At 33.0% G+C, this 22,667-nt stretch carries 20 protein-coding genes; 5 read left to right on the top strand and 15 right to left on the bottom strand.

Going from position 1 to position 22,667, the window contains the following annotated elements; genetic code table 11:
* Nucleotides 1–77 precede the first annotated feature (77 nt).
* Complete coding sequence (locus tag V1503_RS11565; RefSeq protein WP_214480812.1) at nt 78–236, bottom strand: YwzD family small protein; 159 nt, start codon at nt 234–236, stop codon at nt 78–80.
* 802 nt (nt 237–1,038) lie between these two features.
* Between V1503_RS11565 and V1503_RS11560 the strand changes: the two genes are divergently transcribed.
* Both V1503_RS11560 and V1503_RS11555 read left to right on the top strand, forming a co-directional pair.
* Nucleotides 1,039–1,473: a GNAT family N-acetyltransferase gene (locus V1503_RS11560; RefSeq protein ID WP_410627034.1), complete on the top strand. Its 435-nt coding sequence runs from the start codon at nt 1,039–1,041 to the stop codon at nt 1,471–1,473.
* A gap of 358 nt (nt 1,474–1,831) precedes the next feature.
* Nucleotides 1,832–3,097 carry a methyl-accepting chemotaxis protein gene (locus V1503_RS11555; RefSeq protein WP_214480814.1) on the top strand — a complete coding sequence of 422 codons (1,266 nt, stop codon included), beginning with the start codon at nt 1,832–1,834 and terminating at the stop codon, nt 3,095–3,097.
* Between the two features lie 217 nt (nt 3,098–3,314).
* Here V1503_RS11555 and V1503_RS11550 read toward each other — a convergent pair whose 3' ends face one another.
* Nucleotides 3,315–4,322, bottom strand: coding sequence for an NAD-dependent epimerase (locus V1503_RS11550; RefSeq protein ID WP_410627031.1), 1,008 nt, complete (start codon nt 4,320–4,322; stop codon nt 3,315–3,317).
* Between the two features lie 495 nt (nt 4,323–4,817).
* Here V1503_RS11550 and V1503_RS11545 point away from each other — a divergent pair, with 495 nt between their 5' ends.
* Nucleotides 4,818–5,183 carry a carboxymuconolactone decarboxylase family protein gene (locus V1503_RS11545; protein ID WP_214480816.1) on the top strand — a complete coding sequence of 122 codons (366 nt, stop codon included), beginning with the start codon at nt 4,818–4,820 and terminating at the stop codon, nt 5,181–5,183.
* A gap of 186 nt (nt 5,184–5,369) precedes the next feature.
* On the opposite strand, the gene V1503_RS11540 is transcribed toward V1503_RS11545, so the two are convergent.
* The 3 genes from V1503_RS11540 to V1503_RS11530 form a co-directional block, all read right to left on the bottom strand.
* On the bottom strand, nt 5,370–6,062 hold the full coding sequence (locus V1503_RS11540) for a CpsD/CapB family tyrosine-protein kinase (protein WP_410627028.1): 693 nt from the start codon (nt 6,060–6,062) through the stop codon (nt 5,370–5,372).
* Entirely contained in the window at nt 6,052–6,789 is a 738-nt protein-coding gene (locus tag V1503_RS11535; protein ID WP_410627026.1) for a YveK family protein, read from the bottom strand. Before V1503_RS11535 ends, V1503_RS11540 begins: the two co-directional genes overlap by 11 nt.
* A 741-nt stretch (nt 6,790–7,530) precedes the next feature.
* On the bottom strand, nt 7,531–8,895 hold the full coding sequence (locus tag V1503_RS11530; RefSeq protein ID WP_410627024.1) for a flippase: 1,365 nt from the start codon (nt 8,893–8,895) through the stop codon (nt 7,531–7,533).
* 184 nt (nt 8,896–9,079) lie between these two features.
* Here V1503_RS11530 and V1503_RS11525 point away from each other — a divergent pair, with 184 nt between their 5' ends.
* The gene (locus tag V1503_RS11525) at nt 9,080–10,621 is read left to right on the top strand and encodes a right-handed parallel beta-helix repeat-containing protein (protein WP_410627022.1); all 1,542 of its coding nucleotides are present in this window, start codon (nt 9,080–9,082) and stop codon (nt 10,619–10,621) included.
* A 472-nt stretch (nt 10,622–11,093) separates the two neighbouring features.
* Here the strand turns inward: V1503_RS11525 and V1503_RS11520 are convergent, their stop codons facing one another.
* A complete protein-coding gene (locus V1503_RS11520; protein WP_410627020.1) occupies nt 11,094–11,246 on the bottom strand; it encodes a hypothetical protein in 153 nt (50 codons plus the stop codon).
* A gap of 393 nt (nt 11,247–11,639) precedes the next feature.
* On the opposite strand from V1503_RS11520, the gene V1503_RS11515 reads away from it, so the two are divergent.
* Nucleotides 11,640–12,389 (top strand): nucleoside/nucleotide kinase family protein, encoded by a 750-nt coding sequence (locus tag V1503_RS11515; protein WP_410627018.1) that lies wholly within the window; start codon nt 11,640–11,642, stop codon nt 12,387–12,389.
* Between the two features lie 53 nt (nt 12,390–12,442).
* On the opposite strand, the gene V1503_RS11510 is transcribed toward V1503_RS11515, so the two are convergent.
* The 9 genes from V1503_RS11510 to V1503_RS11470 form a co-directional block, all read right to left on the bottom strand.
* Entirely contained in the window at nt 12,443–13,501 is a 1,059-nt protein-coding gene (locus V1503_RS11510) for a hypothetical protein (RefSeq protein ID WP_410627016.1), read from the bottom strand.
* Nucleotides 13,502–13,548: 47 nt separating this feature from the next.
* Nucleotides 13,549–15,006, bottom strand: coding sequence for a lipopolysaccharide biosynthesis protein (locus V1503_RS11505; protein WP_410627014.1), 1,458 nt, complete (start codon nt 15,004–15,006; stop codon nt 13,549–13,551).
* Nucleotides 15,007–15,038: 32 nt separating this feature from the next.
* A complete protein-coding gene (locus V1503_RS11500) occupies nt 15,039–16,241 on the bottom strand; it encodes a glycosyltransferase (RefSeq protein ID WP_410627011.1) in 1,203 nt (400 codons plus the stop codon).
* Nucleotides 16,242–16,352: 111 nt separating this feature from the next.
* Nucleotides 16,353–17,525 carry an O-antigen ligase family protein gene (locus tag V1503_RS11495; protein WP_410627009.1) on the bottom strand — a complete coding sequence of 391 codons (1,173 nt, stop codon included), beginning with the start codon at nt 17,523–17,525 and terminating at the stop codon, nt 16,353–16,355.
* Nucleotides 17,526–17,531: 6 nt separating this feature from the next.
* Nucleotides 17,532–18,365 (bottom strand): glycosyltransferase family 2 protein, encoded by an 834-nt coding sequence (locus tag V1503_RS11490; protein WP_410627006.1) that lies wholly within the window; start codon nt 18,363–18,365, stop codon nt 17,532–17,534.
* 117 nt (nt 18,366–18,482) lie between these two features.
* Nucleotides 18,483–19,676, bottom strand: coding sequence for a glycosyltransferase family 4 protein (locus tag V1503_RS11485; RefSeq protein WP_410627004.1), 1,194 nt, complete (start codon nt 19,674–19,676; stop codon nt 18,483–18,485).
* Between the two features lie 14 nt (nt 19,677–19,690).
* Nucleotides 19,691–20,704, bottom strand: coding sequence for an NAD-dependent epimerase (locus V1503_RS11480; protein ID WP_410627002.1), 1,014 nt, complete (start codon nt 20,702–20,704; stop codon nt 19,691–19,693).
* Nucleotides 20,705–20,738: 34 nt separating this feature from the next.
* Nucleotides 20,739–21,329 (bottom strand): exopolysaccharide biosynthesis polyprenyl glycosylphosphotransferase, encoded by a 591-nt coding sequence (locus V1503_RS11475; protein WP_410629424.1) that lies wholly within the window; start codon nt 21,327–21,329, stop codon nt 20,739–20,741.
* A 385-nt stretch (nt 21,330–21,714) separates the two neighbouring features.
* A complete protein-coding gene (locus tag V1503_RS11470; protein WP_410627000.1) occupies nt 21,715–22,647 on the bottom strand; it encodes an NAD-dependent epimerase/dehydratase family protein in 933 nt (310 codons plus the stop codon).
* Between the last annotated feature and the right edge of the window lie 20 nt (nt 22,648–22,667).

The raw sequence follows: 22,667 nt of genomic DNA, 5'->3' as shown, positions 1-22,667 counted from the left end.
TTCATTATACTCATTTCACTAGATCATATGACACCGTCAGTGTGTTCTTGACAGTTTAACAATTTGTTTCAGTTAGCTTATTTTACTCCTTCTCCTGCTATTTTTGCTGATAATTTACTTACTAATTCTTTCGCCGTTATCGTTTCAGAGCCATTGCCTTGTTGGTGTGCATACTTTAAAATGTCGAGAAATTGTTGTGTAGAAATGATCGGTTTTATTCCTTCTGTTTTTAACATGATACACCTTCCATAAGTCTTATTTTCAATTCATTATTTAGCATTAATTACAGTTAACAGAACAGATCGCTACGGATTTCAAGCCAATGTGAAGCCTTTTCTTTCTAGTGTATTCAACAACTAGAAGGGAAGACACCTGCTTCTTTAAAACGGTGACTGTTTAGTAAAACTGACAACTTTATTATTAATGGCTGTTTACGCATTGATTATTGCTTTTCGTTCTAAGGTATAAGTACGTATATATCTAACATTCGTGGCATCTTTTCTTCTTTACCAATGGCTAACATATAAAATCACTTTTTATGGTACTAATTTGATAACTAGTAACAAAGTTTACGAAAATAGGAACTATGGCAACAAAGTTTATGAAAATACCCCTTGCTAAAAAATATAGTGGAATACAATTAGCTTTCGAGCTATCCAATGTTAATTGCGATGACAATCGCAAGAAAGCTTCACTAACTGCCCTCATTCATTAAGGGTAATTGTTACTTTCGAATGAAGGTTAGAATACGTATACAGCTAGTATTCCTGCCACCCATTCTTCAATGGAAGGATAACAGCTTCATAAACTAAACCCTATCTTATCTTGCTGACATTTTAGTAGTGATAACCACAATATCCCTTAACCCTTTTTATCTTTATATACTATTACTCTATTAAATTCAAATAATAACCAGTACATTCACAAAAAATACTATTTTATACTAGCATGATTTCTGGCGTTTTTAGTACCGTGACATGCACTTTCAAATTTACGGTGAATATACAGTAAATAACTTAAGGTGCGAGGAGAGTCAAAATGAAAATAGTGAAAGCGTCAAATGGTGATATGCAAACAATATTTCGGCATGCTAAGAAGGTAGCTGTTGAAAGCACGATGGGCTACGCTAAAGGGCATGAACAGCATGCAGTGAATGGCATCAAAATGGCCCTAAGTAATGGCTATTATTTAGTTGCGAAGGAGGACCACAAACTATTAGGCTGGGTTCTTGTTACAGGAACGATAGATTCTATTAAAAATACGTATATCGGCTATATTGCAGACTTATATGTGCTTGAAGAACATCGCAAAAAAGGGATCGGAAATAAATTATTAAAAGCTGGCTTAAATAAATGTAAGCAACATGGTTATAAATACGTTCAGCTAAATGTTTTTGCTAAAAATCCCGCCAAAAATCTTTATGACGAGTTTGGCTTTGAAGATCTCATTCACACAATGCAAATCAAGATTTGATAAAGGCTCTTTTCGTATACTTTGTTGCTATTTTTATTAAAAATGGACAATTTGACGAGTTTTATGAGTGCTCATTAATTGTTTAGGTAGAAAAGATGCTACGAATATTAGCTTATTTGTGTTCACCTCTTTCGATGAAACGACCTATTCCTGCGAAAATTGATAAAAGAAGCCTTATACTTATATAGAAAACGCCCTTCTTGCTATTAATAAATGGGTGTTTTTCATGCAAAGAATATCAACGCGCATACGACTCTCTCCTTCTTTATCTATTAGTTAGCTCAATCAGTTCATGACAAAATAAGAAGATATTAGTATAATATGTAAAAATATAAATATTTTGAGAGGAGAACAGCATATGTCAAGTCCTGTTTCACTTACAAGATACTTAATTCGGACAATTTTATTTGCTGCAATCGGTAGTTCTATATTAGGTATATCATTAAGTACCATAATTGGTTTAGAACGAACCTCATTTGTTACTAATGTGATTGGTGTTATCATTGGAGGTGCAATCATCGGTTCACTTATTAGCTTTTTAAATTACCAAAAGTTTTTCCGTCCAATGACCATGATCATTAAACATACGAATCGACTTGCAGAAGGTGACTTAACATCTCGTCTAGATGAAAACAGAACCGGAAGCTTAAAGCCAATTGCGATATCAATAAACGAAATGAGTGACGAATGGCACCAGCTTATTACAAAAGTCTATGATGTATCGATTCAAGTATCAGAACGTTCACAGGAACTGTCTTCAAGCACCGAAATGAACAACAGAGCAACTGAGCAAATCGCTCTCGCTCTTCAAGGCGTCGCGTCTGGAACAGACAATCAACTCTCAAAAACAGCCTCTACATCACAATTTATGTCAGATATTTCATCAGGCATTAACCAAGTTGCTTCATCTATCCAGTCTGTAGCGAGGTTAACAGAAACGACAAACAAACAAGCAAACTTAGGAACTGAAGCGGTCACAAAAACGGCAGCACAAATGACTCAAATTCAGCAGCAAGCAGCTTTCGCTTCAGAGATTGTTAACAAATTCGGCGAAAAATCAAAAGCGATTGGCAAGATTGTTACACTCATAACCGAAATAGCTGAACAAACAAATTTATTAGCATTAAATGCAGCCATAGAAGCAGCAAGGGCTGGTGAGCATGGGAAAGGATTTGCTGTTGTAGCAGATGAGGTTAGAAAGTTAGCTGAACAATCTGGTAGTGCGACAGAAGACATTCGAAAGCTTATTGAAGAAATTCAATTCGAAGCAGATAAAGCAGTGCAATCTATGATTGAAGGAAAGACAGATGTTACGAACGGCCTTTCATTAATTAACCAAACTGGACAAGCATTCAATGAGATCGCGAAGATGATTGAAGAAATAGCTACACAATCGACAGAGGTATCAACAACCGTTGAGCATGTAAATGCAAGCGCTAACAATATTGTGGTAGCTTCGGAGGAAATTGTTAACATAGCGGAGCAATCTTCAGCAAATACCCAAAACGTTGCTGCACTAACAGAAGAACAAAGCGCAACGATGGAAGACATCTCTCATGCGACGGTCGTTCTTGCAAATACCGCAGCTGAATTACAGGCTATGGTTGGACGTTTTAAAGTGTAGGCTCTTCGTATACTATGTTCTATTTTCACTAAAAATGGACAGTACTATGTGTTTTATATGAGCTCAATCATTATAAAAGTAGAAAAGGTGCCTCAAGAACTAGATGTGTATGTACTTATATGTTAGAACGAAAGTCAACAGACAAAGCGATAACAGCAAAAGTTACAAGAAAAGAGCATTCAGGTGGAGTATTTCCTTCACCTGATGTCCACATGGATTAAGCTTCATTATATTTTAAATACCAATCAATAAACTTACTTACTCCTTCATTCAGTGATGTTTGAGGCTTAAACTTGATCTCATTTATTAAATCCTCAACATCCGCATATGTTTCTACAACATCGCCTGCTTGAAGGGGCAAAAAATTCTTTTTTGCAGTCATACCTAACTTTTCCTCAATAGCTTGAATAAAGTCAGTCAATTTGATCGGGTTATTACTGCCAATATTAAATACTCTGTACGGTACATAGCTCGTTCCAGGATCAGGATTGTTTCCAGACCAATGTTCATTTGGCTCAGGTTTTTTTTGTAATAATCTACTTATACTTTCAACAATATCATCAATATATGTAAAATCTCGCTTCATGTCCCCTTTATTATAAACATCAATTGGTTCACCATTTATAATTGCCTCAGTAAATAAAAATGGTGCCATATCAGGACGCCCCCACGGACCGTATACTGTGAAGAAGCGTAAACCTGTAGTCGGAAGATTGTAAAGATGACTATACGTATGAGCCATTAGCTCATTAGCTTTTTTCGTTGCTGCATATAAACTTACAGGATGATCGACATTATCATGCACAGAAAATGGTTGCTTCGTATTTGCACCATACACTGAGCTTGAGGAGGCATAAATAAGCTGTTCTATACTATGACGGCGGCAAGCTTCTAGCATATTAACGAATCCAACTATGTTAGAGTTAATATAGGCATGAGGGTTTTCTAAGCTATAACGCACACCTGGTTGAGCAGCTAGATGTATGACTACAGTTGGCTGATATTCACGAAACACATTCATGATCGCATGTTCGTCAGTAATGCTACATTTCTTAAATAAAAAGTTTTTATGTTCCAACAATTTTAATCTATCTTTTTTCAACGAGACATTGTAGTAATCGTTTAAATTATCAACCCCAACAACATCATAGCCATCCTGTAATAACCGTCTTGATACATGTGCTCCTATAAAGCCAGCAGCTCCAGTTACTAGAATCCTTTTCAATCCTCTCTCCTACCTTTCATACCTCACACATCATAAGAAACCTAAATGGAACTACAATGACACCTTAAATACAAAATTACTCGCTAAGGTTTTTAGCCATCAACTAATGTTGATTAATATTGGCTGTTTCCGCATTAATCGTTCTTAGATATAAAGCCCGTATACATCTAGCGTTCAAGACATTTTTAAGTTCTCACAAAATTCATCATAGTAAAAAATAACACAGCGTTTACGAAAAGAAACATTAGTAATCAGTTAAACGATCCTAGCTATTCTTATAAAGTTTAAAATAGCATGCAGGATTAAAAAAGTTTAACTAATAATTGATGGGCTATAGGCTATTAGTGTTCAAAAATGGCCGCTTTTCATATTAGATATTCTATTTTAAACCAACCGAAAGTAAAAAGAAAATTGTCATCTTCTTTCGTTTAATTACTTCTCAATTAGCTTATAATAACTGTTGACCTTTGCAAATTAGAAATGGAGTTGATGAAAATGGAGTTTGAAGCTAGAAATTCAACGGAAGCATCTCTTCATCATTATAAGGCTGGACTCGGTTTATTTACTGAAAAGATGCCCGAGCTAGCTAAAAAGTATCATTCTTTTACTGAAGAATGCTTTAAGGAAGGTAGCTTATCACAGAAGGAAAAGCAATTGATTGCATTAGGTATTAGTTTATATGCTCAAGATGAATATTGTATTATTTACCATATAAAAGGGTGTTTGGATCAAGGATGCACTGAACAAGAAATACTAGAAGCTTGTGGAGTGACTACAGCATTTGGAGGCGGAGCTTCAATGAGTCAGGCAGTCACCCTTGTCCAAGAGTGTATGCAAGAGTTAAATCAATTGGAACATTAATGTACGCTAATGGCACAGTTAAAAACTTGTGCCTTTTCTCTTGTCTAATCCTTTGAATGATTTTTTTTGATAATCAGATAATCACACATACACACTTCACGCTCGCACTTCTACTTTAAATAACAGAGATTTGATCATGCCTTGTTGCTAACTAGTTAAAAAAGCAACAAAGTTTACGAGAAAACCCTATCTAATATAATTAAAATATTTATTTTTACCTGCTACCTTTTTATTTAGTACTGCTCCTAAAATATTCGCATTCGTTTGCTCCAGTAATTCTTTAGCTTTTTTCACCTGTTTTATATCTGTTTTTCCGCTTTTTACCACAAGCAGAACACCACCACATAAATTGGAAACAATTTGTGCATCGGTTACTGCTAAAACAGGAGGAGTGTCTAACAAAACCAGATCAAATTTCTGGAGCGCTTCTTCCAAAAAGTCATTCATACGTTTTGAACTAAGTAGTTCAGCAGGGTTATTTGGGATTGGGCCACACGGAACGATGGATAAATGATCTATTTCAGTATTAGAAATGACATCATCAATCGAAGAATAAAACCCTGCTAAAAAATTTGTTAGTCCATTTTCTTGAGATATTCTAAATATATTGTGTAAAGTTGGTTTTCGAAGATCAGCATCAACAATTAATATGCGTTTTCCTTGTTGTGCAAATGAGATTGATAAGTTAGTAATCGTAGTAGACTTGCCTTCATTAGGAATCGAAGAAGTAACAACAATTGATTGCTTGGCATGAGCATTCATACTAAATTGGATGTTTGTCCGTAGGGATCGATACTGTTCCGATACTATTGTTTTTGGCTTCAAATAAGCGATCCTACCTCGTAATCTACTTTTAGCTTTGCCTTTTTCAGTTCTCAAGGTTACTCACTCCCCTCTCTAGTTGAACTTCTATGTTTGTCGAATCTTTTTTGACTTTTATCTTTTTTATTTTATTCACAGAACCTAGTATATTCATGTTTAAATCATCAATATCTTGTTCTGATTTCACGGAATTGTCGAAAAACTCTATTAAAAAAATGAGTACTAACGAAACTAAAATAGAAGCTACAACAGAAAGAGCAATGATTAGGTTTGGGTTTGGTTTAATAGGGTTGCTCGAAGCCTTAGCTTCAGCTAAGATTGTCACATTGTTTACATTCATTAGCTCATAAATATTTTCTTTGAAAACTTGTACAATAGTATTTGTAATTTGTGCGGCCAATTCCTTATCTTCATCAATCACTTCAATCGAAAAGACTTGTGATTGACTTTCCGTTTGTATTGTAATTAGCTTATTTAAACTTGAAGGAGAATAGCTTAACTCTAGTTCCTCCACTACTTGTTCTAAAATAAACGGACTTTTTATAATTTCGCTATAAGTATTTATTAACTCTAAGCTGAGTCGTATGTCATTAGAACTGAATGGCTGTACTTGAGAATTAGTCGGTGAAACTAGTATTTGTGCAGATGATTTGTAGGTAGGAGTTAGAACATAAAAACTGATTAATCCACTAATAACAATAGCTACTATCATCATGATGATTACAATCCATATTTTTTTAATAACGATATAAAGTATTTGTTTAAAATCGATTTCTGCTTCCATCTCTTCCTCCAATGATATATTTACTTACTTTTGTTCTTCTATCACTTTTGTTAATTACTTAAACTAGTAAACTATCATACAATCTACCACCCATCACATTACCTAAATGCACTTTTGTTAAGGCTCTCTTGTAGTAAGCTTTGTCCCTATAAGTTCCTAAAGTAGAAGATAAAGATATAGTCTTACTCAACAGTCGTCGTTTTATAGAAGAAATGATGATCATACGTTTACAATGAATTCACCTTGTCCTCTTTAAAGACTACTTTAAACATACCTTTTTCGTTCTAATGCAATAGCCATCACAAAAGCTTTATGAACAGTGTTTTTACAAAAGTACTGTTGTTTTTCATATAATTGGTGATATTAAATTTTATGTTCATAACTAACAAATATTCCTACTATCTCTTTTTAATACTAAATATCTATCAAGATAACTAGAGTGTGTAGTACTTTTCTACCTTCCATTTGGTTCGCATACTATACCAATACTTAAAAATAACATGACTACTAGATAAAACGATTTAAGCAACCTTACACATAAAACTCTTCTATAAGATTAATAGTCTTTGAATCTAAGACCTCGACCCAAACTTTTTCAAAAGCTTCGTATTTTGTTTTCAATGAACAGATACCATTAAAAATTTATATAACAATTCATATGTCTAATACTTAAAAATTAATTAAATCATCAATTTGCTTCTGATTGACTTTAAACACTTTTCAATGACTGATATCATTATTTTATTTTACGAATGGAATATACCATGTACGAAATCTAAATTTTTTATAAGCATAAATGGAAGCCATAATTTCCCGAATAATGATACTTAATGATGTAGCAACAGCTGCACCTAACATTCCAAATATTGGTATTAATATTAAATTACCCAATACATTCGTAGCTGCGGAAATGACAATTGCATTCCTAGCTAATTTTTCATTCCCTGTCATGTTTAGCAGGTTCATTACACTGCCAGCACATGCATTAATACACTGGCCAATACATAAAATGATAAGAGGGATTACCCCTTCGACATAGACATCTCCAAAAATCCCCAACAGAACGGGTGCGAAAAGAATAGTGATAAATAACAGTGGAATAGACGTCCAAAAGATGAGTCTAGAAGAAAAACGGAAAATCTTTATTAAATCATGCTTTCGCCCTTCCCAATACAGCTCAGAAAATTTAGGCAAAATAATCATGTTAATGGAAGACAGTGAAAAGCTAATTAACAGTGATAGTTTAAGAACGATACTATAAACCCCTACAGTACTAGTACTTTGAAAAACACCAAGTATAACAACATCTGTCCAGTTTAAGATGAGTGTCATAGCCGACGTTAAATACATAGGAATTGAAATTTGAAGTATTTCCTTTAAACTTTTCGTTTCTATTTGATTAAGCAACAGTTTTTGGTCTTCCACATCTTTTTGAATGTACTTATGCCAAGAAAACATACTCATAAATGCGGTGATCGTAATAGCGATTGAAAGAGCATATATAATATGCATGATGTTTTTATTCAATAAAAGCAGGAAAAAAACTAGTATTATTAGGTTCCCAAAACGAATTCCAATAATTTCAAAATATATAGATTTTGTGATAGATTTGATCGCTCTAAATGCTTTTGAGTACATTCTTGTCATAACCATAAAGGGTAAGACGATGGAGACTATTCTAAATGGTTGTATGAGCAATTGTTCTTGAAATACTAGGATAGCAATCGGCTCAGCTAAGATAAAAAATATAACACTACACAAAACAGAGAGTGGTAATAACAATCTCATAACTTTAGTAAAAATGATGTTTGCTTGCTTCAAAGAATACTGACTACGATATTCTGTTATCAATCTTATGATTGCTGTATCTGTTCCAAGTAACACGAGCGTCAAACAGATCGTTATAAATGTAAATGATAAAGTATATATACCTAATGCTTCAGCTCCATAAACTTTTGCAATCATAAAGTTCAATACATATAACAGAATAAATGACAAAAGGCGTAATATAAATGTCATACTAGAACCCTTTAATAACTCTAAATAATCCTTGTTTTTTGTAAAATATCTGATTTTTGATTCGAATTTTAATTGAAATACTCTCATAAATTCCTTCCCTTTTTGATTAATCTACCTACACTATTACATCCTATGTTTATATGAATCTTGTATTCCACTTTTTTTGAGCTGAATAGACGTTGATATTTATTAAAAATAGTAATTTTGTCCAATCATTTGAAGCAGGTGTTACACAGAATATATAAATAACAAAAAAAGGATGAGATAAAAAATGAATGTTGTTAACATTTTAGATTATGGAGCTGATCCTACTGGAAACAGCGATTCAACTGGAGCAATACAGTCTGCTTTTGACGCTGCTGTCAGTGGTGATGTTAAAACTGTATATATTCCTATTGGAAATTATTCCATCTATGAATCGTTACTAGTTGAGGACTCAATCAATATAATCGGCGATGGAAAAGAATATTCAAAATTAATTTGGAAGGAAACATCAAACACTGGTAATGAGGATTTAATTTATTTGTCTAATGGATCAAGAACTGACAACTTTACGTGGTCTGATTTTCGTGTTCAAAATGCACCAAGAGACGGAATCCATATCGTAGACGTACATCAATGGTTTCTTCAAAATATTATTGCTGATCAATGTGGGAGACATGGTTTTTATCATGAAAAATCATGGAAGGGGATCTTCATTGCATGTATGTCAAATCAAAATGGTCAAAACGGATTTCATGCGGGCTCTGAATCTCAAACTACCAATGTGTTGAACTGTTGGGCACTCTCTAATGGAAACTGTGGTGTAGTAGCAGCTGTAGAGTCTTTTGTCCATGGTTGTACACTTGAATCTAATGAGTATTGTGGTATCTATGTTGGCAGTGCAGGGGTAAATGTTGCTGGAAATTATTTTGAAGGAAAAGGTAATTATAGTAACCCTTCAGCTGGAAATGTTTATCATATTTTAGTTGAAGATACGAATGGGGTTCATATAAGTGGTCAAGATGCACTGAAAAATATAGATATTGGGCTGATGATTAGAAGCTCAAGAAACATACAGCTTAGTGGGTTAACTGGAAGACAAGCAGGTGGAGCATTAGGGTCATATGGTTGGGATAAATACGGAAACGTTGGGGTATGGATTACCGAAGACTGTGAGGATATTGTTGTTGGTGCAATTGAGTCAGTACCTATGGTCATTGAGGATTTATCTAAAGTTTATTTTCTAAGAGACCGCAAACCTGATCAAGATGTACTTGATGGATATGGTTTTTTCAACGAGGAAGGAAGTTATCCAGGCATCGCAGAAAATTGGATTCCTGATGTCGATAAAGGAGTCGGTGAAGCACAACTATTACCTTCGAATACTGAAGCAATAGGAGAATATGTCCAGGAAATTACCATGACTTCTACCTACCAGGGAATCAATAGCACTGCTACGTTTAAACCAAATACTACCTATACAATAGGGATATTTTTAAAAAATGAAATTAGGGTATATATTCAGGATCCAGATAACAACAGAATAGCAAATCAAGATATTTATCCTAGCCCTTACATGAGGTTTTTAGCTTTTCAATTTACGACCGATGGCAATCCAACAGGTTCAATACGGATCAGATCAAGAGAAGGGTCTGGGACCTTTTGGATTGGAGGTGTAAAAGTAGTGGAGGGTGCATTTGATATGAGTTCATTTCCAATGCCGAGCGAACATGATTTAGGGGAGGATGCTTACATCCTTAAATCACCTAACGGTAGTAGGTACAAAATAAGTGTTGATAATAACGGTCAATTGATTACTACAAATATATAATCTCTAGTTCAAATTAACTCCCCAAATTTATCATTTTAATTCAAAAGTAATAACTTGTACAATTCTATCATAGTATGAAAGGTCAGCATTTTTTATAAGTAATCTAGTAGATAAAATTGGGGAGTTTAATCAAGGTAAAACTTTTGCTCATTAAGATTGTAAAATACTGCAGAAAGGGGTGTTTCAAAATACACGACCATGAAAACATTAAATACTCTTCAAAGCAATGGGTATAGGATAAAGAATCTGATTAGGACACAGCTAATACATAAACTTACTAGAAGCAATGATTCTTTGAAAATAATAGGACTGTTCACACATCGAGAATAATAGCAATTAACACCTATCCACAATTCATTAGTAGTAGACAATATCTTCCTTGACGTTATATACAACGACTTTTCACTTCTCCTTACGCATGAGTTATTAGCAGGATTAAAAAGCAGGAAAACAATAGACTCGTTGGTACATCTTATGACGCCGTCACTAGCGCAACCTCAAGGGTAACAAATACTCTTAGTAGCATAACACTTCCTGTTGGTGGTTTAATTATCTCCTTTATTGGCTGTGATGGATCTAGTAAATCTACTATTACCGCAGAATTAACCTCTTTTTTTTCTAGCAAACTAGACACTTATAACATGTATTTAGGTAGTGGTGATGGTAACGAGCTCTCTCATTAGATATCCACTAAAGCTACTAAAGCATTGAACAGATAAACGATATATATATAGAGAAAAAAGTTAAAAAGATTCGGTTCTTTTGCACAGAATTAAATTATTTAATATTTGGATAGGTGAGAAAGTAGAGTGAAAAAGAGGCACATATGAAGCCTCCTGATCTCATTGATAGATTAAATATCTCAGCAGATATCGCATTTCAGAGAATAAAGATATGAGGTTTGAGGAGTTTCAAAAGAGAGTCGAAGTCATTAGCACATTTAAAGAAAAGCAACAATTATAGAAATAGATGCAAATCGATCATTAAATGAAGTTCTTTCAGGGGTGAAAACAAAGATATGGGGTCACGTAAAAAAAACTTTCATAACCATAACGACATCATGATAGAATTTATCGGCATTCCAGGTGTAGGAAAAACAACACTGTCACATATGTTGGCTAAATCATTATCAGTTAAAGGCTTTCATGTGAATGAACCAACCTATAAAATAAATTCAAAGAAAGAGTTTTTCAAAAAAATAACAAAATTATTATATATTATAAGAATATTAATTACAGCTCCAAATATATGCATGTATGCTATTAAGATTATTCTTAAAACACATCAAAAAAGCTTTAAAGACTTTATCAAAACTGGTACAAACCTTTTATTTGTAATAGCCATTATCAAATCTAATTCTATTAAAAAAGGGATCCATATTTTAGATCAAGGTTTTTTTCAAGCACTTTGGTCAATTGAGTATAGTGCCCATCATCTCATTAAACCACTCGATTTAAAACAATTAATAGAGATGGTTTACTCAAAGCCGCTGTTAATTATAGACCTTCACGTCAAACATACAGAAGTTCTTAAAAGACTACACCAAAGAAAATCAAACTATAGTAGAATTGAAAGAGACGTTTTGGAAGCGTTACCAAATCATATACAAATATCAAATGAAATTTTAAGCCAATTGAAGCATGATATTTCTGTTATCAATATTGATGAGAAAAAATTAAAGGTTATATCATTAAGCAATGATAGTAACGAACAATTAGATATAAACACAGTAGTTATTGACCAGTATATTCAAGAGCTGTGCCTTTAACCTCATCACTCTATGGAAAATGATAAAGGCTCGCCGATTGGCGAGCCTTTTTTCTAGTTAATACTAGCTGCTAGTTCTTTCTTATAGATCATTTCATTTAACATCTCTATCCTTAACAAATTGCAATTAAACCTACAAAATTCTCCCTCCTCAAAAACCCAGTGACCATTTATCCACTTATATCTTCCTGGAACACCATCAATGTACATTTGACTAGGAGAAATTGATCCGAAAAATACTTGCATTTCATTAATCAAGTAATTACCTTCTAAATCTTCAAAGATATCAAAGGACATTGAGGATATTTTTAATTTTTCACACCATGCTTTAGCCAAATTTAACAATTCTTTTGGAGGATCGACCCAGTCACCAAGAAAACCAGACCCACTTCGCAGCCCATTTTTCCCTTTTGGTTTCCTAAATCCAAAATAAGATTTGCCAATTTTAATGATCCTCCACTCTGTTTTCATATCCACATGTTCTTGAATATGGATGTACCCCTGCCCCCTTTCAGTGTATGGAAAATACTCTCTATTCATATTTTTATACATTTTTATAGGCTTTAAATAGCTTTTCACAAACTTTGGTAGATCACTTATTGTATGGTAGCCTCTAAATATATTTTTTGTAAAAAAAGATTTGTATATTTGAAGCATTAATTTAACTTTAGAATTTATTTTTTTGACACCAAGACCTGAATTTCCACCATCACTTTTAATGATCTTAGGTAATGCCTCTGTTTGTTTAACGAAATGTAGTGCTTCTTTTATATTAAAAAAGGTGTTTGACGAGACATGTGGCAGCTCATTTAATTTATAGAAGTCAGTCATCATAATTTTAGATTCATAATATAAAATGCTCTCAAGCTCAGGAACGCATTTACCTTCTAGTCTATCTTTGATTAACCATATTCTATTAAGGAACACGTTTCGCCACAATCTTGTTTTAGTAGGAGGGCGTACAATATAACCGTCACACTCAGCCTCCTCAAACTGCTCTATCCAATTAGGTGCAAAAATATCAATAATGACATAATCTACATTTCTATCAATACAAGCATCTACAATAGCCTTCTCATGTCCCTGTGGATCGGAAAAAACTCCAATCTTCATTTACCCACCACCTGTACTATTATTCATCCAGACAATAACTTCTTTTTTTATGATTTCTTTTTCATTTGTTGAACTAAACCGATTAGGTCTAACCGTGTATCTCGGAAAAGGATATTTAGCGAGAAATAAAAAACCATACATAATAAAATTGATGTAAAATCCCAGATGAGGCCATCTTTCATTTGTTGTAAAAGATATCCTAATAAACCCATCAAAGTTGCAAATAAAGCTGAAGGGAGCACATTTTTTAGCATTTTAATTATAGAAATCCCGATTGCAAACTTCATTATAAATAAATTAACAATGATACCCTGCAACCTAACCCATGAACGCGCAATGACTAACACCCAAAACCCATACTTAACGCTAATGAGACAAACAGGAATTAAGACGACTAAATGTAATACTTGAGCTAATATTGATAGTTTAGGGCGACCTTTAGCTCGATACACTTCACTACAGTATCGCCCGACACCTACCATAATTGCACTAGTCAACGCCCAATAACCAATGACATCACTAGCTTCATACCAATCATTCCCTAGAAATATTTGGGTCGCTAAATCACTATATAGGTATACACCAATGCCCAGTGGAAATACGATCAAGGAAACGTATCTTTGGATTTTAAAGAAGAAAAGATTAAACTTCTCATTATCATGTTGTAAACGTGACAAAGCAGAAAATAAAACAGGTGCAGTTGAAGCAATAATAAGCCCGAATAAAGCATCGACCATCATAATAGATGTTTTATATATTCCTAAATAATAGACACTTAAGGCACCACTAATAATAAGAACGTCTACCCAAATGGTAAACCAGATCATTATCCCCTCAATTAACGACCATATGCTAAACGACATCATTCGTCTTAATATTTTGAATTTATAAAATAATGATGGTTTCCATTCTGATTTTACAGTTAATACAATTGCACTAAATAATTGTCCTGCAATCATACCGATAATTAACGACCAATAACCTAAACCAAATAGTGCTAAAGGGATCGTAATAAAAAATGGGATACATACAGTCCCTACTCTTACTGTAAATAAAGTCCGAAAATCAAAACTTCGTCTGTATAATGCCATTTGAATACTTGAAAAGGATGTTAAAGGTAATCCCATACAAGAAATCGCAACAACGATTCCTAAACCTGGATTTCCTACTAAAGTAGCAATTAAATCACTAAATATAATGATTATTCCCCAAAGAAACAAAGAAATTCCAAGGTTTGTCCAAAAAGCAACGTTCGTATTTTTCAGCTTTTCTTCCTTATCCTTAAACTCACGTTGAACCAAGTATTTTTGAAACCCTGCATCTGTAAACATATCTGCAAAGCTAATAATCATTGTGATGGTCGCAACAACTCCGAACGCCTCGGGAGCTAAGATTCTAGCTAAAATCATATTAGTAATAGGAGTAACTACTTTTGCAGCGATCTCAGTTAACGTTGCCCATTTAGTAGCATTTATCATTTTTCCTTTTAATTCTTTATTATCCAAAGTTATATACCTCTTAAATAATATAGTCATCCTTAACAGAATTTAGAAATCATGTTTTCCCATTCCTTAATAATATGATTTATATTAAAATCACTTATCCTTTCAACACTTCTATTTGCATAGTATTTTCGCAAATCTTCATTATTTAATAAGTGATGAATGTGATTAGCTAACGTTAATTCCTCTTCTAGTAAGCTATCTTTTTCCCTTAAATGATTACCTCTACAAACTGGTGTTAACACTCCGAACATCTCTCTATTAATTTCATATGTCATATTCTTAACACCCATATGAGTTGGGGCTAATATTTCTCTAGGACCAGATAAACAGTCTGTTGAAATGATAGGAATACCGCAAGCCATTGCTTCTGCTAATGCATTCGGAAAACCTTCGTATAAAGAAGAGAGAACAAATACCTTTGACTTATTGATGTATTTAAAAGGATTTTGTTGAAAGCCTAAAAAGTGGACATCTTGTTTAATTTTTAACTCCTCGGCCAATTGTTCTAGTTCTTCCTTTAATACACCTTCCCCAAGAATAACTAGTTTCGCATTTGGATTTAAAGCTTTCACTCTACTAAATGCTCTAATGAGATGGCATTGTCCTTTTTGTTTATTTAACCTTCCAGCTGTGATAATCACTGGATGTTCGAATATATTTCTATACTGTTCTTCAATGGGTTCTTTTGATAATTCGTTAATTCTTTGAATTGGGTATGAGTTATAAATAATTGTTATTTTATCTTCATCGATGCCATAATTCGTAACTAAATCATTTTTAATTTCGTGTGAAACTGCCACGATTTTATCAGCTTTTTTATACAAGATTTTGATGGTTTTTTTCCAAAAGAAAGCTTTAAGCCCTTTTTTGTGTTTCGTAGACATGTGATTTCTAACAGAAATAACCGTTTTACCATATTTTCTAGTTAGTAAGTTGATTAGATTCGGATATTCTAAAAAACTGATCATTGTTTTAATTTCATTTTTTTTCTTCAGCTTCTTAATGATATTCATCCTATAATAAAGAGCTAAACATTTATAAATGACATTGCTTGCTTTTACATTCCTCACTTTAATTATTTTTCCACTATAGGGGTATTCAACCTTTGCTTTATTTTCAAATAGAATTATATTGGTATCAAACTCATTCGATAAATTTAATGTTAAATTTGATACCGCTCTTTCAGCTCCACCTGTTGACAGTGTTCCTATGAAAAATGCAATTTTATGTTTCATGAGTAGCCTCCTGGTAAAACAAACAATTTTGGTATTAATCAAATCAGCTACAAAGTCAAAAATAACAAAATATATTATTTACAAAGTATTCAATTAACTTAGTTTGCAAGATTATTTGAAGGATATATTATTCGCTTTTCTTTTTTTAAAATCTACAGCAATGATTATTAAAATCATTAGAAATATCCATAGCATCGTATTCCTAATTCCATTATGAAACAGACCATAAAACATTAAGCCAATAATTGAACTAAAATTTTTAAACCCCTCTACCTTTTCTATATAAATGATAATAAATAAAAAAATAAATAGACCTATTATCCCATATGAAAAAATAAGGTTCCCAATTGTTGAATGGATTTCTTTATTAAAAATTTGACTTTCAAAACGATCGTATAAACCTTCTCCAGCTCCAAATATTAAATAATTGATATGGTTAAAAATCCTATCGTACCCTCTTCCACCTAATGAGTCATCATTATCTTTTCCGATTTTATTAATTCTTTCAACTACACTGGTCGTTAATGGATTGTCCACAATTTCATCTTGGAAAACAACTCCAATTGGGATAATAATTAAAAGTAGTATAAACAAAGTTTTGATCCATTTACCATTCTTCACAGAAAATCGTTTGACAATCGTAGGAATAAAAATAATAAGATATGCTAGTATTGCGGCTTTTGACAAAGATATTAAACATATGACTAAACTAGAAAATATAGATATGATATATAAAGGTTTATATATAACGTAAGCTTTTAAAGCAAGGAGCAGAGCTGCGATTAAAATTGCATAATAACCTAACTGATTAGGGTTATTAAAAAACAACACCATTCTTGAAGAAGAAAAACCACCATATATGATGAAGAGCAAAAATTGAGTAATAATGGATAATTGGACGGCTAAAGCTGATGCTCTCAAAAAGGCTACATCGTATACTTTATATAATCCAACGATCATTAATATTGAAAAGAAATTAAATATATAAAACAACGTATTTTTAAAGTAAGCACTCCATTCTTGATTAATAATACCCCAAACAATATTTATAAAAGTTACATACAAACAAAAAGCCAGTGCAACTTTCAAAACTAACATAACGGGTTCAGGAGCGAGAAACTTTCCATTTAGAGCAATAAGAAGTATACCGAAGGTGGCCAACAAAATAAAATCGGCAATTTGTAAAGATCCACTACTAAAGAAGTAAAAAGGTTTCAAGGTAAAATACATTACATAGCCAAATAATAAAGCCACAGCAGGCTTAGTATCATTAATACTTATCATAACCATTTACTCCAAGCTCCTTGATTTTACAGGGCTAAAATAATTTCTTAGCATGGTATTCACCTTACCAGGTAAGATATACATCAGCAGTGCTTTAATAATACCTGACATACAAGCCTTTTTAGGGAGATAACTATTTTTCATTGCATTTACTCTTATTTTTATTCCATTTTTTAATTGAACTTTATTTTTATTGTAGGTGATAGAATTACCTATATCATAAACACTCGTTGATAATATCTCTGGAATAACATATAGACTAGAAACATGGAGCATTTTCACCCACAAATCGTAATCTTGCGAAGTATAGTATTCCTTGTTATAACCACCAACAGCATCATGTATAGATTTTCTAAACATTGTAGTACAATGCTCAATTCTATTACCATGAGCCATTGATCTCTTAATATTTTCAGCTTCTAATACTTTATCGTATTGTTCTATCATTATTCCATCTTTCATTTTAATAATGTTACAATATGAAGTAACTAAGCCAATGTCATCATGTTCATCCAAAATTTCCTTTTGTTTTCTAAGTCGTTCAGGGTACATTAAATCTCCAGCATCAATTCTCGCAATATATTCCCCTTGAGATAAACGAATTGCTTTAATAAGTGATTTTGTCAAACCTATATTCTCTGTATTTTTTATTAAAGTCATTCGAGGATCTAATGTAATTTCCTCTTCTATCATTTCTACTGTATTGTCGGTTGAATAATCATCAACAATAATAAGCTCATAGTCTTGAAATTGTTGGGTTTTAATTGATTCTATCGTTCTCCCAATTATTTCAGCTGCATTATAACAACTCATTACAATGGAAATATTTTTTTTTATCATAACCTCTCCTTCTTTAATAAATAGAGTTTCACCTTCACTTATTAGAAACTTTAATATTCAATCTGTTGTATAAACACCAAATTGTAAAACTCATAGTTCCATTATTCCATTACTAGTTTAATAGCTCCTCAGCCTCTCATTCATTGCATTAATATCATATTCTTTGCTTATTAAATCTTTATAAAGAACATCTAGCCTAGCTGCCACTTTCGCTTCGGTAAATTCACTAATTATTCTTTCTCGCGAGTTCTTTGCAAATTGTTCTAACTCTAATCTATAATTCTCTGAAATCCACTTGGACATTGTTTCTGTCAAACCTTCTATGTCATTTAATTCTACTAATTCACCCGTTTGATTATGCACAACTAATTCTTTCGTTCCTAGTACATTTGTAGCTAATACCGGCTTATTGAACGCCATGGCTTCCATTAAAATTCTCGGTATCCCCTCTTTTTCCGAAGTTAGAATGACAGCATCACATAGTTGGATTAAGTCATACATATCTTCCCTATATCCTAAAAACAAAACTTTGTCTGTAATACGAAGATTCTCAGCCAATAACTTCATACTTTCTAATTCATCTCCTGTACCAGCAAGAAGAAACTTACACGAACGATCGGTTTTTAAATTGGCAATTGACCTCAATAGCATTTGATGATTTTTAACACCCTCAAACCTTGCACCCATTAAAAATACAAATTCATTATTGTTGATACCCATGTTTTGTAGCAGCTCTGCTTTTTTTGAAGTCGCTAACTTTTCATGCTTATCAATTTTATTTAAGGGAATACCATTTCCTTCATATGCTGTTATAATTCTTTTTGGTACGATCTTCCTTATAACATTTAAATCTTCTTTATTTTGAGAAAAGTAAGCATGGCTAAAAAAGCTAGCCATTCTCTCTAAACCTTTATAGACAAAGTTTTTTATGTTAGATTGCCCCTGGTAAAAAGGTAAGCCATGACTTGTATGAATGATCATTTTTACTCCAGCTATTTTAGCCGCTATTCGACCTATGACACCTGCTTTAGCTGCATGTGTGTGCACAATATCATATTTCTCATTTTTCAAGATTTTAACAATCTTCATAATACTAATGAGATCCTTTAATGGTTTTATTTTGCGAGACATACTTACTGTAATGTGACGATAACCTCTGCCCTCTATTTCTGTAACTAAGCCGGTATCATCAGAAAGAAAATCAATGGTATAATTTAACTCTCTTAGTTCATCCATCTTATCTAGCAGCATATCTTTTATCGTTAAATCAATTGTTGACATATGAAGAACCTTTACATGCTTATGATTCATATAACCAACTTCCCCTATTTCGTTATTGGAGTGTAGTATTTTTTGTACCAATCGACAAATTGATGTATTCCCTGCTCAATGCTAGTTGATGGTGTAAAGCCGATATCATTTGTTAATGAATCTATATCTGCATACGTTTCTTTTACATCTCCTGGTTGCATCGGAAGGTATTCGATGATTGCTTTTTTTCCAACGGCCTTTTCTATCGTATCGATAAAGGTCATTAATTCGACTGGTCGATTATTACCAATATTGTATACTTTATACGGTGCATAGCTTGAATCTGGCACAGGATGCTCTCTATTCCAACTTTCATTCGATTGTGGAACCTTATCTATTAAATTTACAATTCCCTCTACGATATCATCTATATAAGTAAAATCCCTCTTCATCTTTCCATGATTAAATACTTGTATAGGTTTCCCTTCAATAATTGCTTTCGTAAATTTAAAGTAAGCCATATCAGGTCTTCCCATTGGGCCGTATACAGTAAAAAATCTTAAACCAGTAGTAGGTAAACCATACAAGTGACTATACGTATGTGCGAGTAATTCATTTGACTTTTTTGTCGCTGCATAAAGACTTATAGGGTGATCTACATTATCTTGAACCGCGTATGGCATTTTTTTATTAGCACCATAAACAGAACTTGATGATGCGTATATGAGATGTTTAATGCCATGATGTCTACACGCCTCCAATACATTTGTAAAGCCTAGAACATTAGAGTGGATATAAGATAAAGGATTTTCTAAGCTATATCGAACACCAGCCTGTGCTGCTAAGTTAATTACTTTAGATATTGGGTAATTATTGAATATATGCATCACTTGATCTTGGTCTTTCAAATCTACCTTCTCAAATGTAAACATCTTGTTTACCTCAAGTAGCTTCAATCTATCTTCTTTTAATGTGACATCATAGTAATCATTTAAGTTATCTATGCCTAAAACTTCATGTCCTTCTTTTAATAGATACTGTGATAAATGATAGCCAATAAAGCCTGCAGCACCAGTAACTAAAATCATATTTTTTATCTCCTCATATTTAAAATCTTTTTTACTACCTTGCTCCATTTCCTGTAATTACGATGCGAACTGTTTTTAACATAATCTTCAGCTCCATCAAAATAGATTGATTCTCTATATAATAAAGATCCAGCTTTAGTTTCTCATTTGGAGTAATCTCATATCCACCATTAATTTGAGCCCATCCAGTTAGTCCCGGTTTTACTGATAAGCGATTTATAAAGCCAGGAATTTCTTCATTAAATTGAGCTGTAAACATCGGGCGTTCAGGCCTTGGACCTATAATACTCATGTTACCTCTTAATACGTTAATAAATTGAGGCAATTCATCAATCCTTGTTTTTCGCATAAAACTTCCAACCTTCGTCACTCTTGGATCATTTTTTTGGGCCCATTGAGCTCCATTCTTTTCTGCATCTACACACATAGATCGCAATTTAATCAAATTAAAGTATTTTCCGTTTTTACCCACTCTTTTTTGAATAAAAAATGCAGGTCCTGGTGTCTCCAGTTTTATCAAAATAGCAAATACGATAATAACGATAGATGTTATTAACAATCCGATTAGCGAAAGAAGTATATCTGCCCACCTTTTCATTACTGGAAATATAATATTCTTTTGCACTTTAAAACTATCTTTTTCTATGTAAGTAGCAGAAACATAAGTGTCGAAAAAGTTATTTGTTGTTTTCAATACGCTGCTTCCCTCCTGTTTTGTTTAGCAATTTATCCTACTTCCAATCCTCACTCTCTATGGGCAACAAGTATCCCTCCTCTAACTAATGCTATAAACATACAAATCTACTTTTTTATAGTTGGAAATTGAACACTGAAATGTGTTTAAACAAAACCTTAATTCATTATATGCACTTGATTACTTATTAATACTGTTTTTATCATTATTAAAAAATTAAGAGAGTTTCTATCATAAAGGGTGGAAAAGCATAAGAATAAGATTGCCAACCAACATCTTTTTAGTGAAGTGATAGGCAATCTTTGTGAAATCTACCTTATACTAAAGAGTAGTTTTTATAATAATCTATCGTTTCTTTTAAACCTTCTTGAAATGAGTAGGACAAATTCCAACTTAGATGTTCCTCTGTAGATTTGTTACATAATACGCTATTCGCTAGTTCTCCTTTTCTAGAATTTTGATAGCTTGCTTCTTGCTTATAATCTAGCAAAGCTGTCATTGTCTTAAATAAATGGTTAATTGTTACTGGCATAGTTGAAGAAACATTTAAGACTAATCCATCACCATTCTTCAAGGCTCGAATATTAGCAGCAGCTACATCCTTAACATAAATAAAATCTCTCGTTTGCTCGCCGTCACCATATATGTTAATTTCCTCATGATTACTCATTTGATTGGCAAAGATGGCTACTACTCCACCCTCACCCAAATAGTTTTGACGTGGTCCATAAACATTGCTATACCTTAAAATACTGAACTTCACACCATAATACTTTGAAGCCATTTTCAAATATTCCTCTGTTGTCCATTTGGATAAACCATATGGAGATTGGGGCTTTGTAGGATGATAGATATCAATGGGTAGGTATTGCGTTTCACCGTACACAGCAGCTGATGATGCAAAAATTATCTTTTGTACTTTAAACCGTTTGGCTGCCTCAATTACATTTAAAGAACCCTTAATATTAACTTCAGCATCGTGCATCATATTCACAGTAGAATTGACAACTGATACATGTGCTGCTTGATGTATGATATAATCTGGTTTTGCTTTTTGCACAACCTCATGGAATTCATCACTTGTAACATCACATACAAACAACTCAACCTTATTTGAAGGAATGTTATCTAAACGACCAGAGCTGAGATTATCCACTACTACAACTTCATACTGTTGTTCCAGTAGTTGATCTACTATATGAGATCCAATAAAACCACATCCACCAGTTACCATAATTTTTGTACCCATTATTGCTCCCCCTCATCTTA

It is taken from the genome of Nanhaiella sioensis, from assembly GCF_046557775.1.
Classification (GTDB): Bacteria; Bacillota; Bacilli; order Bacillales; family SM2101; genus Nanhaiella; species Nanhaiella sioensis.
The sequence above is the reverse complement of the archived record's forward strand: the minus strand, read 5'-3'. Positions and strand labels throughout refer to the sequence as shown.